We start from the raw sequence: 15414 nt of genomic DNA, 5'->3' as shown, positions 1-15414 counted from the left end.
ACTCCCCGCGCTGCTCCTGCACCATCCTCACCGCGCGCTCACGCACCTCGGGCGAGAACTTGTTCGTCTTCTTCATGGCTCAATCCTCTCAGAGTGTTGAGCCTCCTCAAAAACCGGGGCGATTCAATCCGCGATGGCTGGTGGCTGCTTTTAGATCGAATCGCTCCGGCGTCGGAGGTGCTGGTCAGTTGGAGGGAAGCCCCCGCTCAACTGGAAAGCTTTAGGGCGGGGGACGAGCGCGTTATCGGTTTGGTTCGGTATACCGCCACTTGTCCCGAATGCTCAGCAGCGGTTGAGTTGCGTTACGGGGAGGGACACGAACGGCGTCGGCTATTTGGCTGTTGCGTGGAGTCACCTCAGGAGCATGTGTTTACCTTTGATCGGGTTACCAGACGCGGCAGGCGTATTCGGTAACCGCGCTCAACCAATCCATTGCGTCCTGGTTGCAACCGAACTGTATTGGGCAAGACACGTATCACCAGACAGTGTTCATCTATACCATCCGTTTGTGAAGAGACCGCGTTAGTGAGAATCGCTGCAGAGCTAACGTTGATGCTGACGCTGCTCTTGCATTGAAATGACAGTAGCACTCTCGACGTTGTGCTGCTCCCCAAGGCGCTCAATGGTTTCGCCCGCGCTCGCTGCAGCGTCAAGCGCACGAGTCGTATACAAGCCCCATCCGGGCCAGATCAGCCAAAAGAGGAACGTCAACCCTCCAGCAACGGCGGCCCTGACCTCCCACCTAGCAGGTGACGAGACGACTTGGGCCATCAGCATCAGCCAAATTGCCAGAAAAATCCCCAGAGCAGACATCGCGAGAAGCGTGTAGCCCCAACCTCGACGAACCTGCACCTTGTCGCTGACGCGAACGACATCGCGGTTCAGAGCCAGAACGCGAAGGTCAGACCTGGATGCCCCGGCCCGTTCGCCAGCCTCAAGGACGCGAATGACAACAGGATCGGAAGGTCTCCAGTACCTAGCGCCTTTTACGAGCTTGCGAAGCCGCTCAGTGAGCTGACGCACGGGCATTGAGTCCTCACCGAACTCCTCCAAAGCCTCTGCCAGCTTTCTCTCATTGCGCCGAATCTGCCATTCTGTCCACCAGACGCCGGACCAAAAGCGATCACGCGCTTTAAGAAACCCCTTGGCCGCATCCTTCAATCTAGAAGCAACAGCCATCATCAAGTGCCCGTCAGCCTGCGCAGCTCATTACGCAATGAATCCAAGCTCTGGTCCTGACTGCTTTTGTCCTTGAGTGATGCAAATAAGAATTGAAAGAATCGAATTCGGATCTCCAGTGGCAACGCCACACCGTCCTCATCCACGCAGAACTCATCCACGATCCGGTAAATACTAATCAGCGCAGAGCAGCTGACTGCCAACGTGTCGCGGCCATGAGCGACCTGTCGCGAGCCGAGCACCAAGTAGTGGTAGTCCACACCGATGCCGCGCAGCCTTTCCAGATATGACAAATCTGGTTTGCGGATGTCGGTCTCATAAGTGTGCTGTGTCGTGCGCCCCACTCCGCCCGCTTCCGCGAATTGCGCTTGACTAAAACCTAGTCGCTCACGTTCTTCCCTCAACCGCTTTCCAAACGAAGGCGCGTTGACGTGGCCGGCCAGGTCGCTATGATGTTCATTATTTTGAACATACTCATTTTTTAGACCAGTTTTTTGCACCATCATGCAGCAGATCGTACCAGTTTGTACTATTGAGGACGTCCGTGCTGAGTTCAAAAAACGAGGGATCAGCGTAAGTGAGTGGGCACGTGCGCACGGCGTTTCCGCCCAATTGACCTATCAAATCCTTGCCGGACGCAAGGCTGCCATCCGAGGTCAAAGCCACGAAATCGCAGTTTTACTGGGTCTGAAACCCGGTCTGCTTGGCAATGCCGATGAACTTCGGTTTGCTCACACCCCACCTATGACCGACTTGGCAGACAGCCAGTCCGAACAGCCATAAATTCATTTCTCGGCAGCCCAAGGCTGCCTTCCCCGCAATGAAGATACAACCAATCTCTCTCAAGGAGCCCAGCATGTCGCCGTAACTGCCAGCTGGGAAAGCACAACGCCCCGAAACCGTTGACGCGGTAGCGGGGCGTTTTGACGTGCAAGCAAATGGTTCTGCTTGTCTGCATTGTCTAAACGTACAGACGCGCTGTCAAGCGCGAGCGCTGCGGGCCAGCTCGCGCCTACGTACTGCTCTCCCACTCCCCCCAAAAGCCCAACTTCGTCCGCCGCACAGCGGCGGTGGCTATGTGCGCGCCCCTCCGGCGCAGTGGAGTGAAAACATGACTGCAAACCAATGACCTGAGACGGCCTTCGCCGTCACCTGACACCCTGCGACCCCTGCCTACGACCATCGAAAGGCGGCGGTTCGCAGTCCAGTTCATTTATTTCAACGGCATTTGCCCCTCACTTTTTACGGGGGCAGGCCCGACCATTCCTCAAAGAAAAACATGAGAGCAAGAAAAGTCATAACCCGCAGCGGGCGCGGCATCCGGGGAAAGTTTCCCAGCAAAAAACTGCAAAAGCAGGTTCATTGGGAAACGCCTCTTGAGCGAGATGCAGCGCTGCTGTTCGAGTTGCACCCGCTCATTGCGTGGTACCAGGAACAGCCCAGCGAAGAGACGTACTACGACGAATGCGGAAAAGTCCGAATCTGCTATCCAGACTTCTTGCTCCGCCTCGCCGACGGAAGCGAGGCATGGATCGAAGTGAAACGCAAAGTTGATCTTTCGCGCACCAAGATCAAGCGAAAGCTCGAACTGATCGCCCTTCGGTTCGCCGAGCAAGGGCGTAGCTATCGAATTCTCAGCGAGGAGCAAATTCGCCGGGAGCCGCTACACACCAATCTAGAAGAGCTATGGAAGGCCACGAGAGCCGTCCGGATTGACACGAGCGTGCATTCAGTCGTGAATGGTCTGAGCAACCACCGGCTTTATACAACGGCGGAGCTATCGGTACTTTTGGGCGACGAACAGATGGTCCGTGCGCTCATCGCGCGCGGCCAGCTGCGGACAAATCTTGAGCAGCAGCTCACTCCAGAGAGCAAGGTATGGACCGCACTGAACAAGGAGGCCGGCGATGGTGCGTTTCTCCTTTAGAAAGGGCCTGCGATTCCTGCAGGGCACGAAGATCTGGACGCTTCTCAAGCGTACGGCTACCTCCAAATTGCAGTTCGAACACGAAGACTCCGGCGACATCGAAGTCCTCACGGAGCAAGACGTGTATCGCCGCTGGTCCGATGCGACCTGGGAGGTGGACGAAACGTCACTTGGACCGACTAAAGAGCTCATCTACCTAGCAACACCCAAAGATCTTCGTTCACTCAAATCAGAGCAGCAAACAGAGGTAAAGCGAAGGCTCGAATACCTGAACCGAGCGCAGAAGCTCATGATGGAAGCGCCCAAGGGCTTTGTTTGCGATCCGGAGCGCCTCACCAAAGCTATACAGGTCATAGCCTTGGAGCAGGGCGACCTGACACCCCCAAATTGGTCCACGTTTTGGCGGTGGTGGACTGCGTTTCGGGCGACCCGTTGCTTTTCAAAATTAGTGGACCGCCGCTGCCGCAACCATTTCAAGACGGACCCAGTCCAATACAGCGTCTTCGAAGAAGTGGTCAACGAAGTCTTCTTGAACAAGCAGCGGATGCCCGGCAAAGCAGTGACGGAGGGCGTAGCAGACCGCTTTGCCCGAATGAACCGCAGCCTGCCGCCGGATCAACAGCTCAAGCCACCGTCCAAGTCCACCATATACCGATGGCTCAACTCTTTGCACAGAGCTGTAGTGGACAGGGCGCGTGAGGGCGGAGCTCACACAGAGCGGGAGCTCCGAATTGTCACGGGGGCACTGAAAGTCAAAGACATTTTGGAACGATGGGAGATCGACCATACACCTTTAGATGTGCTGGTGGTTTGCCGCATCACACGGATGGTCTTGGGTCGCCCGTGGCTGACCTTGGTGATTGATCGGAAGAGCCGCATGATCATGGGCTTCTACATCAGCTTTCACGCACCGTCTGCATATTCAGTTCTATATGCACTGCGGATGGCAATCCGCCCAAAAGATGATCTAGTCGCATCCATCAAGGGGATCAGGAACGTCTGGCCCGCACGCGGTCTGCCCGGAAAAATTGTGGTGGATAACGGCATGGAGCTCCACTCGAATGCCGTAGACCTCTTTGCGTTGGAGGCAGGGATCGAAATCCAGTACTGCCCGGCAGCACACCCCCAATTGAAGGGCGCGGTAGAGCGCATCTTCAGAACGCTCAGCCAAAACTTGTTTCACCAGATGCCAGGCACCGTTTTCAACTGTGTGGACGAAAGGCGAGATTACCCATCCGAAAAAGCCGCAGCGTTAGACATCGACACCGTAACCCATGTCCTCGTCAAGTGGATTGTCGATGTCTACCACTGCACGCCTCATGAAGGCTTGCAGGGCAAAACCCCTTTGTTTGTGTGGCAAGAACTCGAAGGGAAGCGAGCCTTCGAATTGCCGGCGTATCCAAAGCAGTTGGACTTGATGGTCGGCCAAATTGCGGACCGGACTGTCTTTCACTATGGAGTTGAATATGATCACATTCGGTACAACTCGCACGTCCTTGCCTCTTTGCTTGAGCGCTCGCGCAAGAAGCTTAAGGTTCTGATACGGGTCTATGAACACGACGTCTCGTTTGTCGACGTACTCATGCCAGATACGGACGAGTACATCCGTGTTCCGGCGAATGACCAAGAGTATTGCGAAGGCCTGAACCGTCACTCTCACCTGCTCGTGCGGCGACAGGTGATCAAACGCTTTGGCGACGAATGGACCCAGCAGCAGCTGCGCGAAGCCAAGGCCGAGATCCAGCAAATGATCGCCGATGCGCTGCGCAGTCACAAGACTGCCAATCGCAAAAAAGCTGCAGCCTTCTCAATGCAGGACAGCGATGCCGCAACCGCAGCCCGTGCGAGCGAGGCCATGGATCAGGCGCTCCAGCCTCTGATACTGGAGAAAGCTCCACCGCTTCCAGTCCTGGCGCAGTCCACGTTGCTACCTAAATTCAACATCAGTACCCAAAGCCTGGAGATGGCATGAGCAAATTTGAAAAACTCCGCATGCTTGGCCTTGCAAACAATGCAAACCCGGAGGACCAGACCCACTACATGTTCACGGTGCGCGATCGCATTATTGAACACGGCAGCTTTACGAAGGTTGTGCGATCTATCGCTCAAGAGCATGAAAGATGGACGCTTGCCAAAGTCCCTGGGGGGCTGCTGATCTACGGGCAAAGCGGTAGCGGGAAGTCAACTGTCCTTCGGTACTACCTGCAACAGTTCCCACGCCAACTCACTCCTCGGAAAACGATCATCCCCGTGCTGCGGGTGGTGGCGCCCGAGTCGCCCACGGTGCGTTCGTTCACGGAAGCGGTGCTTGTAGCACTGGGCGACACAGCTGCTGCACGTGGCTCCGCCGCAGTGAAAACCCAGCGCATCATCCATTTCGTGAAAGAGTGCGAGATTCAGCTGTTCCTGATTGATGAGTTCCATCACTTCTGCGACAGCAAGAGCACTGAATACCGACGGGTGACTGACTGGCTAAAAAACCTCATCAACGAATGCGGTGTACCTGTTGTGCTCTTTGGCTTGCCGAGGGCAATCTCTGCACTCAACTCCAACGAACAACTCAGGCGTCGCTTCTCTTCCCCAATACATCTTGCGGAGTTCGGATTCACTACCGCCGAGGAACAACTCACCTTCAGAAGCGTTCTCCAGCACCTGCAGTCACTCATGCCCTATCAAAAGGGATTGGATTTGAGTGATTCTGATGTGGCAATGCGCTTTCACTTCGCCACCAACGGCTTGATCGACTACGTGGTCAAGATCATTGATCAACTGGTGGTTGCATCGGCTGGTGATCCAGCCCCCACCGTGGACTACAACGCTCTGCAACAAGCATTCAAGGTCCAGATCTGGGCAGATGTTCCCGACGCACTCAATCCCTTCAATCCGACCATCACACCTCGACGGTTAGATCAGGCAAACGAGCCATTCTTTATCTGGGACGACCCCACTGCCTACACACTAAGCCATCGCGCAAGGACTGCGTCAGGCTCCGGAAAGCGGAATAAGTAATGGAGAGCAGCCTCCCCAACCTGTTGCTGACACCACCATTGGAAGCAACAGAAAGCCTACGCGCCTACATGTATAAGGCGGCGTTAGCGAATGCATATCCACGTCTGTACGTTGGCAATGCGATTGCACTCGCGCAGTGGTTTGTGAGTCTCGTTGAAAACCGAGACTATGAGCTAAGCCAGAAGCTCCGTGGTCGATTGACCCCGGAGCCGACGACCAGTGGCAAAGCGTCTCTCTTCTACCTCGGAGAGGACCAGCTACCTTTGTCTGAGATGCGCACAAGTAGCCGCAACGTGTGCCCACACTGTCTATCCGAGGAGCCTTGGTCTCGAGGTGAATGGGAACTGAAGTCATACATCGCGTGTGAAAAGCACGGCGTGCGTCTTTTGGAGAAATGCGATCAGTGCAAACGCAAGCTTTCTTGGGATCGAACAGAGCTCTTGCACTGCTTCTGCGGCCGATCGCTCGCCGACATAGCAACGCAAGGCGCGCTGAGTTGGGAAACGAGGTGGTCCGTGCAGGTCGGGATTTCGTTCCGTGAATCTATCAACAGGATCCATCGCGCGGCATCGGATGGATTTATTGATCCCCCAATTCGCCTATTCAAGCTTTTGGAAATGGCCGATGTGATCCGGGCGGGTTATTACTACGCAAGCAACTATGAGGACGGAGCGATACCCGATTTCTACAGGAGCACGGACCATGCCGAGCTCAGCAATCTTCGTGCTATGACCTGACCGACCAGCGTGCGAGAAGGCAACTTATGATCAGCCTACTGTTGCGACCACTCCCGCTAGAGGCCGAGGGCCCGAGCAGCTATAGGATGAGGCTGGGTGATTCGAACATGTTGCCGTTCAGTGCGATTGAGAATGAGGACATGTTCGGAGTCGAGTTTGACCCAACCGCCACGCAGCTCTGTCTGCGTTGGCTTTGTCTGCAAGCAGACAAAGCTGTGTGGCTCCATCGCAGAGCCCGCTGGTGTCCGCGATGCCTCGGCGATCACGGCTTTGGGCGTGTAGGCTGGGAGCTGCTTTTTGCAGATGCGTGCACCACCTGCGGAAGTTGGCTCGTGGACGTTTGCCACCAATGCGGCATCCCAGGTACGTGGCATCGGCCATCCATGACACGTTGCCGATGCAACGCCAATCTCTGTAACGCTCCATCGAGTGCCGCGCCCCAAGCAGTTGTTCGTTTGAGTCAATCCATGGAACAGCTGGTACTAGGCCTTCCGGAAACGGAAATGCCGGAGCTCAAGCGGCTGTCCCCACAGCAATGCAGCCGGTTGGTCCGATTGCTTGGCGTTTACGGCTCTCCCCAACATGCGCGGGCACCGCAGAAGATAGCTACAGCAGAAGCTCTCGATGTCTCCTGGACGGTAAGCACTGTCGCGGCCGAGATGCTGGCGACCTGGCCAGCAGGGCTTCACCACATGCTGGAGCGCCAGAGCAAATTGGCCGCAGGTCACGTGAACTCGGGGCGATTGCCAGGCGTTTTTGGTGGGTTCTACCGCGCACTTTACGGGACCTTCAAAGATCCGGAGTTCAACTGGGTGCGCGCGGCATTCGAGGACTACATCGCTAGTCATTGGTCGGGCGCAATGGGCCGAAGAAACCTTCGGATGCCTGACTCACTGTGGTCAAGGTTGAACTGGGTGCCGATCTCAGCGGCCGCTACTCAGACTGGTCTATCCAAGCGGCAGATTTCGGGCCTGATAGATCAGAACGAGCTTCATTCTGCGCGGCGAACCACGCCGTCAGGACGCGAGTTTGTGATGATTCGTCAGGCAGATATCCACACCTTGATCAGTGCCAGTACCGACGATGTCTGCTTGGCGGAAGCATCCTCGGTTTTAGGAGTAAAGCGGCAACGGTTGAGCAGGCTATTGCCGTTTCTCTGTGCTGGTGCCAAGAAGTCAACCTTGCATGGCACTCCTTGGCTCATTCCAAGGGATTGGGTTCACAAGTGGACAGAAATGCTCGGTGAATTGGCCGCGCACGACACAGTTCCTACCTGGACAATTTCTTTGGATCAACTGCTGCGCTACGGCCCCCTGGATGAGCAGCGACTCTGCGTTTTGCTAACGGACGTCGAAGTCCGGGATTTCCAGCCTGTCGGCCGACACACCAACTCTGTTGGGTTGGCAGGGCTTTTGTTCCATCGCGATCACCTCATCGAAAGGTATGGAGGCCAGCGGAGCAACATCTTGCCTATCCCCGATGTCGCTGTCCGACTGGGTGTGAAGCAGGAGGTGGCATATGCACTGGTGAACCTCGGCCTCCTAGAGGTCGAGATATATACCTGCGGTCGTCGGCAGGCCCAAGGCGTAAGCACAAGGTCGCTTGAAAAATTTCACACTGACCACGTGTTGGTCGCCAATGTGGCCAAGTCATTGGGCCGTTCCTCTCGTGCGTTGATCAAGGCACTTACCGATGACGCCATCGAACCGATTGCAGGACCTGCGCTGGGGAACTGTAGACAGACCGTCTACTTGCGGAAAGACCTGGAGACGGTCCCATGGATTGCTACAGGGAGCGGGGCAAAACCTAACCCTTGGTAGTGACGTAGCCAATCCACCAATGCGACGAACTGCATTGACAAACGAAATAGGACAACTCACGCCCATCACTTTTTGGACTTCGATGGAATGCTTCACACTGAGCACTGCTATTAACCTGCACCCTTTTGTCAATTGCACTCCGCAGAATGCGTACTGCGATTTCTGCAGCTCCAACGCTAGGCAGAGGACACCTTTGAATCGCCCGCTGCCGCCTCAGCCTGGTTGCGCCGTGGGTTCGCAATGCTGGAAGGTGAGACTCCATTGGAGTGGCGCAGTCCTGGTACGGTGCGAAGCGGGTCAAGGAGCTTCTGGTTGCTCTCAAACACGGCGGCGTGGTGTGACCCTGCCGCAGGATGGTCAAGCCGAAGCGACTTCTGCGGAGCGGCGGGGCCGACAAACTACTGGCTTTGTAGGCGGCGAACAAAGCGTAGGAAAGCTCCGAGGAATTGTTTTCAATACTGGAACAGTTAGTTTGCGACTGAGTGGTTTTTCCCTGAACACTATCGGCGTACAGTTCATCCCATCGATGAGCCGAACCCGCAAGGCGACTCACCGAACCCGGTTCAGGAATGGTTTTTGACCCGGCTTTTTTGAGACGCTTTTTTAACTTTCAAGGATTTTCATCATGAACAAGACCGCTCGTTTCCTCTCCATCGCCGCTGTTGCTGCTTTCGCCTCGTTTGGCGCCCATGCAGACGAAGCCGATGGCTCGCAATTTGCCCTGAAGTTCGACACGAACCGCACCCGCGCTGAAGTGCAAGCCGAAGCCGTAGTGGAAGCCAAGACCCACAGCATGGAACCCGCAGGCTCGCGTGTGGTGACCTACAAGTCCAACGCTGACCGCGCTGCTGTGCGTGCCCAGGCTGCCGAAGCCGTGCGTACCGGCCAGATCCCCCACGGCGAATTCAGCGCCATGTAATTGGCAGACCAACTGCTTGAGTTGGATTGAAGCAGTTGCGGGACTTCCCATGGTGGTGGCACTTTGCATTTGCGGGTGCTGCTGCCATGGGGAGTGTTAACTGAACCGCAGGGGCGGGCAGGCAGATCGGGCTCCCTTTGGGAGCCCTTTTTGTTTTCGAGCTGCCCACCTGCAAGCAGCTGTAAAACCCTGCGGGATCTGAGCATTCGGGCCAGAAGTGAGAGGTGAACGGTGCTCCAATCGGGCTCCGTCAAATTCGACTCGAATGCCTCTTCTGTGAATCGTTTCCTCTCATGGCCAGGCAGTGTGCGCCTGCCGGCTGTGCTGGCCCTGACTCTTGCCGGCGCTGCTCTCCCGAATCTTTCCTGGGCGCGGTTTCCGCAGTTCGACAGTGCGGCGCTGCTCACGCCCGAGCCCACGTCCTTTGCACAGTGCCCGCAGTTCTTTGCGAACGGCACACCACCCGCCATCACGCCCCGGCCGCAGCTGCGCGAGCTTTGCTATGAAGCGTTTGCGGTACTGCACTCCGGGACGACCAAGACACCGGTGTTTGTGGCCCAGCGCCTGAACCGCAGGCTCATCGAGGATGCCGACGAGAAGCGGGCCAAGCGCTTCTTTGCAGATGCACGACTCCCAAGTGGCGAGCGTGCCGAACTGGAGGACTACAAGAACTCAGGTTACTCCCGAGGGCATATGGCGCCTGCGGGAGATATGGCCACGCCCACTTCCATGGCCCAGAGCTTCAGTCTGGCAAACATGGTTCCGCAGAATGCCCAGCACAACGGAGGTGCCTGGAACAAGATCGAGCAGGACACGCGGCACTATGTGAAGCGGGCCAAGGGGGATGTGTTTGTGATCACCGGGCCAGTGTTCACCGATGCGGGGCCACGCATTGGAGCCAACGGGGTGAAGGCGCCGACCTACCTGTACAAGCTCGTGTACGACGCCACGACCAACAAGGCTTGGGCGCACTGGCAGGAGAACCGCGAGGGGGAGACGGTGGGTCGGCCGATCAGCTACCAGGAACTGGTGAAGCGCACGGGCGTGGAGTTTTTGCCAAAAACTGCACTGCAACATTGAGTCGCAGCAAGGACCGTGTCAGCGGCAGGGTTATAAATCGATCCTTTCCAACCTCTACTCGTGAGCATCCATGAACCGCGCAGAACTCGTTGAAATCCTGGCTTCCAAGAATGACCTGTCCAAGACCGCTGCCAATGCAGTGCTGGAAACGCTGATCGATACCATCCAGACCGCCGTCAAGAAGGGCGATGCCGTGCAGCTGGTGGGATTCGGCACCTTCAAGTCCGCCAAGCGTGCGGCACGCACGGGCAAGAACCCATCGACCGGTGCTGCGCTGAAGATTCCAGCGAGCACGGTGCCAAAGTTTGTGGCGGGTGCGAAGTTCAAGGCTGTGGTGGATCCCAAGGCGGCCAAGCGCAAGGCTGACAAGGCTGGGAAGTAAGTACCGCTCGTTCGATCTCCACCGGAACAAACCGCCATGGGCTTAGGCCTCTGGCGGTTTTTGTTTTTTGAGGGGGCGCAGAAGGATTGCGACACCGGCTGTGCACCAGCCCATAAGTGCGCTTTAAGTGGTCAAAGTTACCATCGGGCATATGAATACATTTTCTAATGCCTTTCGCGCTGAAGTCGTTCGCATGGCGCGCAAGGAGCTCAAACCTGAACTTCAGGGTATGCGCAAGGCCATCACCGGCCATCGCTCCGAGATTGCCGCTTTGAAGCGTGAGGTCAAGGCGCTGACCTCCCAGCTCAAGGCCACTCAACGGCAGGTCAAAGCAACGGATGCACCCAAAGCCAAGGCCGCAACAGAAGACGCCACTCCCAAGAAGTCAAAGCAGATCCAGTTCGATGCAAAGGTGTTGATCGAGAAACGCGCGGCACTTGGCATCACACAGAAGCAGATGGCCCAACTGTTGGGTGCTTCCTCGCTGTCCGTCTACAAGTGGGAGACGGGCCATGTTCATCCCCGGGCCGCGCAACTGGAGCGCATTGCCGAAGTGCTCAAACTGGGCAAGCGCAAGGCGCTGGCACTGCTCCATCCGCAGTGACGATGAATGGTGGGACGGTTTCCCCCACCATTCGCTCAGTGGCGACGGTACTGCTCTCCCGGTGACGAGTCATTGCGCTCGTCCGCCAGTTCGAACAGGCACTGCATATAGGGCTGGACTTCGCTCCAACGGGCGCGGTCTTCATAGAAGCGCGACAGATTGCGCGTGGCCTCCACGGCATCGGGCCACCTGTCTGCAGCGCTCACGCGCGTCATGGCTTCCCGGCTATCTTGTTCGTCGTGCAGGCTTCCGTCCTGCGCGCCATAGGTATGGAATTCAACGATCCGCCTGGGCTGGGCCAGGCCAGTGTCCTGGCACATGCCACCTGGAGGTGAGTTCTCCCGCGAGGCATGGGCTCCGGCAAACGAGTCCTGGACTGTGTGGAGCACAGATCCGAACGCCACATGGTGCAAGTACGGGAGCAGCTTGTCCTGACGCCCCAGGATGTAGAGGTCCGAGACCCGCCACTGTGTGCATCCGAAGTGCTCCTTCAGTGTCGCGTTTTCGATGTCTCGAAGAAAGGTGTCGGACTTGATTTCGCGCGAGGACACTTTCCAAGCGAACTCCAGCCAGTCCAGCACTTTGGCGCGCGTCGCGCCAGGGTGTACCCCCTCCTCACTGGCCATGGCGTGCAGGAACTGCAAGTCGCCGAAGTGCGAGCGGGTCATCACGTTGCCGTGAAGACTGCCCTTGGTCTTGCTGCACCCAACGATCGGTTGGGTCTGTGCCTTCTTCTCTGCATCCTTGAAGAGGCAGTACCAACAAAGCGGCTGCGTGGAGAACCGTATGGTCTGGGACACGAGGCAGGACTTGCCCAGGTAGGTGCAGTTGCCCTCGTCGGGTGAAAGCTTGAACGGGGGTAGATCGTTCCAACGCACACCGTAGATGACGTAGGGCGTGGCAAAGGGAAGATCCCGAAAGCTGCAGCTCACATCTTGAGCCAGGGTACCCGGTTCTATCGGACAACCCATGCCGATCTGGGTGATCTCTTCGTGGACGCGGCCTTTGATCAGAACGCCGAGTCTTCCAGCCACTGTCGCCAGCGAGTTTTCTGTTTCGTTGGTCATCTTGGATTCGAAGGCTGAGCCCATAGGGGCGATCTGGAAGGCCATGGCTGCGCTGGAAAGAGCCAGAGCGCTCGTGACCATTGCGACTTGACGCGCAACAGAGCGCACTGAAAGCGATGACTCGTGACGATGAACGGCTGGCTTGTCGATGGCGGTATGCATATCCCCTCCTACGACCGCACTCTAGATGGAGGACAGTTTTAGGCAACTAAAAATGTGCATGGCGACTTTGTGATGGTAAGGAGCGTCTTAGAGGCTCTTAATGCTTCAGGCTGATCTCATTCATTCACGGCCTAGTGTTTGAACGGCGGCAACCGCCAATTCTGGTCGTTACACGCCGCTTGTCCTGAATTGCCGATTCACCCTCGGAACCGGCAACTCGACTGCGTGGCTTGCTGTGTACCGCCCTGAGCAACCATCTGTGGCGTAACAACAGGCTCACGTCGCATCTTTCCGGACGCACGTTTCGGTGACGACTTAGCCCAGGAGCTGCCATCTGTTCGTCTCGGGCGCACTCCACATCAACTTCGATCAACTAGTATTTAGACGATGGGCAATAGCCGCACAGGAGCGTCGGTCATACGGACCAACCCGGAGAACAATAATGCGAACTTGATATGCAGCTTCCATTATCTCGAATGAAGTCTAACTAGTGGCAAAAAAATCTAAGAAAACCGGCTCTGGACCGAAAGTGAAAGCTAAGAGGCAGGCAGTCATCTATCTTTACCGGGTGCTAGGGTTGCAATCGCTTTCCGTTCAAATGTCCCCGCAAACGCTGGGCCCGATGAAGGTACAGAGGACCGAATGCACGATCTCCATTCGCAGTGAATCAGACGATCCGGCGGTACAGCGTCAGTCGGGTGGGTCACTTCTGGCTATACAGTTCTCATCGACAGAAGAGGACATGCTAGTGGCCGCCCAGCTAGGCATGTCGCTTCTTGAGGACTTCCTATCTGCGCTGGCACTGGTTACAGGCTCAACTTTCCGGGCCACGGAGCCGTTGCAGGTTGCTCGCATCACTGAAGCAGCCGACGAATGCGATTTCTACATTTTTAGGCGGCTTCCGATATCCCATTGGGGCGAACCTATCACCGAGGAGAAAGTTGATTTCGTTAAGCGCATCCTCGCGCATTGGGATGGTCTCGAAGATGGGCATCGGCTCAGGCGAGCTGCGCTTCAGTACCGTGAGGCGATTGGTAACCTGGATGACGCGGCAGCCTTTCAAGAGGCCTACATTGGGCTTGAGACGCTGGAACCCCCCCTCGCCAAAGCGGTGGGGCTGACCCCCGGAACAGAAGAAGTGGCCGGAAAGTGCGAGGCGTGCGGTCACAGCTATGTCAGGAAGAAGACCTCACTAGTAGGCGTGAGGGCGTTTGTGCTGAATTCGCTGGAAGCTACTACTGCTGAGAAGAGCCGCGTTGCGGACTGGAAACTAATAAACAAGCTACGCAATGACTTGATGCACGGCCTCATAGATCCAGAAAATCTCAAGGATCGGCCCAATGCGGCGTTGACTGCAGCTATGGCCCACCTCCACAACGCACTTTGCACGCATTCCCACGCCGATTCTTTGGTCGCGGATGTTTACCGCTTAGCGAGGGACGGTCAAACTTACTTGCTCTGCGGAACGTACAAAGATCCAAAATGGCCTGAGTTGCACGAATGGCATACGTTGTTGGAGCTTGAGGACTTTGTTTGGGTGCCGCACGCTCAATTTGGTTGGGTGCCAGAACTGAAGTTTCGAAACAACGGCCTGAAAGATGTTGAGGGCTTCGTCGCGAAATTAACCACGCCTTTCTCTACCGCTACAACTGAATCCCTTGATTTCCCAAGGACTGAGCGCGATGCGTAGCGAGTGGGCCATCGTCCGCGATACCCTAGGCGTTAGTAATTTCACAACTAGTTCCAGATCAAGCTGCAACAGCACTCATCGTTCAGCCTGAGGCTGCGTGAAGCCAGAGTGTTGGAGCAAGAGGGCTGATACCCGTCGTTCGCTAAGCCCTGTTCCTTGCAGACAGCGCGAATTCGCGGTCGAGCCAAGATGCTGGCGTTCGAAACGCATAGTAGGTCTGAAATTTTGTCTGGGAAGTGCCCGAGATGCCTCCGCCGAGCTGAAGCAGCCACTCGATAATGGCTGTATGCAGCACATCCAAAGAATTGATGGGGAACTCACGAAACTCTTTCGTGATTTTGAGCAAATAGCGCAGGGCCTTGAGTTTCAGCCGCTGGGAGACCTCCTTCAAGTTGACCTGAAGTCCATCCAGTTTTCCGGACTGTATTTCCTGGAGGTCTGGTCTAGGCCCTATGGCGCCGCAATGCTGGGCGACTGGCTCGCTTGCTTCACGTCAAAGTGGAATCAGGAGGAATTCAAGCAGTCATTCGTGCCCTCATGTCAGAAGGGGCGTATGGCGAAGCACACGGCCGTTCAAGAGTGGATGCCGCTGTACTTGGGAAAATCCGAAAATATTGGAAAGCGCGTTTCTGAACACCTCTATCTGACAGCGGATAAGCGCACATTCGCCCTAAAACTGAAAGCACGCAATCTTCTTGAGGGCAACCGATATCGCCTGTCCGTGCTGCGCCTGGAGGTGGTGAACTATCCCGTGCTCGCGCCCAAGATCGAAGCGGCGATGCGCAAAAAGCACTTGCCGCTAGTCGGTCGGCAGTAGGGATCAGTAGACTAGCCAAAG

General features: G+C 56.3%; 15 protein-coding genes. 12 read left to right on the top strand and 3 right to left on the bottom strand.

Annotation, left to right across the window (positions count from 1 at the left end; all coding sequences use genetic code 11):
• Positions 1-543 precede the first annotated feature (543 nt).
• Both KW835_RS16370 and KW835_RS16365 read right to left on the bottom strand, forming a co-directional pair.
• A complete protein-coding gene (locus tag KW835_RS16370) occupies positions 544-1179 on the bottom strand; it encodes a hypothetical protein (protein ID WP_218384205.1) in 636 nt (211 codons plus the stop codon).
• Between the two features lie 2 nt (positions 1180-1181).
• Entirely contained in the window at positions 1182-1685 is a 504-nt protein-coding gene (locus KW835_RS16365; protein ID WP_218384203.1) for a helix-turn-helix domain-containing protein, read from the bottom strand.
• Here KW835_RS16365 and KW835_RS16360 point away from each other — a divergent pair.
• The 10 genes from KW835_RS16360 (at position 1684) to KW835_RS16315 (ending at position 11657) form a co-directional block, all read left to right on the top strand.
• Positions 1684-1962, top strand: a complete 279-nt coding sequence (locus tag KW835_RS16360) for a DNA-binding protein (RefSeq protein ID WP_218384201.1) — start codon at positions 1684-1686, stop codon at positions 1960-1962. The genes KW835_RS16365 and KW835_RS16360 overlap by 2 nt on opposite strands.
• Before the next feature lie 496 nt (positions 1963-2458).
• On the top strand, positions 2459-3106 hold the full coding sequence (locus KW835_RS16355) for a TnsA endonuclease N-terminal domain-containing protein (RefSeq protein ID WP_218384197.1): 648 nt from the start codon (positions 2459-2461) through the stop codon (positions 3104-3106).
• On the top strand, positions 3087-5078 hold the full coding sequence (locus KW835_RS16350; RefSeq protein ID WP_218384196.1) for a DDE-type integrase/transposase/recombinase: 1992 nt from the start codon (positions 3087-3089) through the stop codon (positions 5076-5078). Before KW835_RS16355 ends, KW835_RS16350 begins: the two co-directional genes overlap by 20 nt.
• Positions 5075-6115 carry a TniB family NTP-binding protein gene (locus tag KW835_RS16345; RefSeq protein ID WP_218384194.1) on the top strand — a complete coding sequence of 347 codons (1041 nt, stop codon included), beginning with the start codon at positions 5075-5077 and terminating at the stop codon, positions 6113-6115. Before KW835_RS16350 ends, KW835_RS16345 begins: the two co-directional genes overlap by 4 nt.
• Positions 6115-6852: a TniQ family protein gene (locus KW835_RS16340; protein WP_218384193.1), complete on the top strand. Its 738-nt coding sequence runs from the start codon at positions 6115-6117 to the stop codon at positions 6850-6852. The genes KW835_RS16345 and KW835_RS16340 overlap by 1 nt, the downstream gene beginning before the upstream one ends.
• 467 nt (positions 6853-7319) lie before the next feature.
• Positions 7320-8672 (top strand): hypothetical protein, encoded by a 1353-nt coding sequence (locus KW835_RS16335; RefSeq protein WP_218384191.1) that lies wholly within the window; start codon positions 7320-7322, stop codon positions 8670-8672.
• A 625-nt stretch (positions 8673-9297) separates the two neighbouring features.
• Entirely contained in the window at positions 9298-9591 is a 294-nt protein-coding gene (locus KW835_RS16330; RefSeq protein ID WP_094291007.1) for a DUF4148 domain-containing protein, read from the top strand.
• A 306-nt stretch (positions 9592-9897) separates the two neighbouring features.
• Complete coding sequence (locus tag KW835_RS16325; RefSeq protein ID WP_218384190.1) at positions 9898-10671, top strand: DNA/RNA non-specific endonuclease; 774 nt, start codon at positions 9898-9900, stop codon at positions 10669-10671.
• 70 nt (positions 10672-10741) lie between these two features.
• Positions 10742-11053 (top strand): HU family DNA-binding protein, encoded by a 312-nt coding sequence (locus tag KW835_RS16320; protein ID WP_056057356.1) that lies wholly within the window; start codon positions 10742-10744, stop codon positions 11051-11053.
• Between the two features lie 151 nt (positions 11054-11204).
• Positions 11205-11657 (top strand): helix-turn-helix transcriptional regulator, encoded by a 453-nt coding sequence (locus KW835_RS16315; RefSeq protein WP_218384189.1) that lies wholly within the window; start codon positions 11205-11207, stop codon positions 11655-11657.
• Between the two features lie 35 nt (positions 11658-11692).
• Here the strand turns inward: KW835_RS16315 and KW835_RS16310 are convergent, their stop codons facing one another.
• Complete coding sequence (locus KW835_RS16310) at positions 11693-12886, bottom strand: hypothetical protein (RefSeq protein WP_255593584.1); 1194 nt, start codon at positions 12884-12886, stop codon at positions 11693-11695.
• A 490-nt stretch (positions 12887-13376) separates the two neighbouring features.
• Here KW835_RS16310 and KW835_RS16305 point away from each other — a divergent pair, with 490 nt between their 5' ends.
• Together KW835_RS16305 and KW835_RS16300 are read left to right on the top strand one after the other, a co-directional pair.
• Positions 13377-14576 carry a hypothetical protein gene (locus tag KW835_RS16305; RefSeq protein ID WP_218384187.1) on the top strand — a complete coding sequence of 400 codons (1200 nt, stop codon included), beginning with the start codon at positions 13377-13379 and terminating at the stop codon, positions 14574-14576.
• 286 nt (positions 14577-14862) lie between these two features.
• The gene (locus KW835_RS16300; protein ID WP_218384179.1) at positions 14863-15393 is read left to right on the top strand and encodes a hypothetical protein; all 531 of its coding nucleotides are present in this window, start codon (positions 14863-14865) and stop codon (positions 15391-15393) included.
• Positions 15394-15414 lie beyond the last annotated feature (21 nt).

This window comes from Acidovorax sp. sic0104 (assembly GCF_019219095.1).
In the GTDB taxonomy this organism is placed as follows: domain Bacteria; phylum Pseudomonadota; class Gammaproteobacteria; order Burkholderiales; family Burkholderiaceae_C; genus Acidovorax.
The sequence above is the reverse complement of the archived record's forward strand: the minus strand, read 5'-3'. Positions and strand labels throughout refer to the sequence as shown.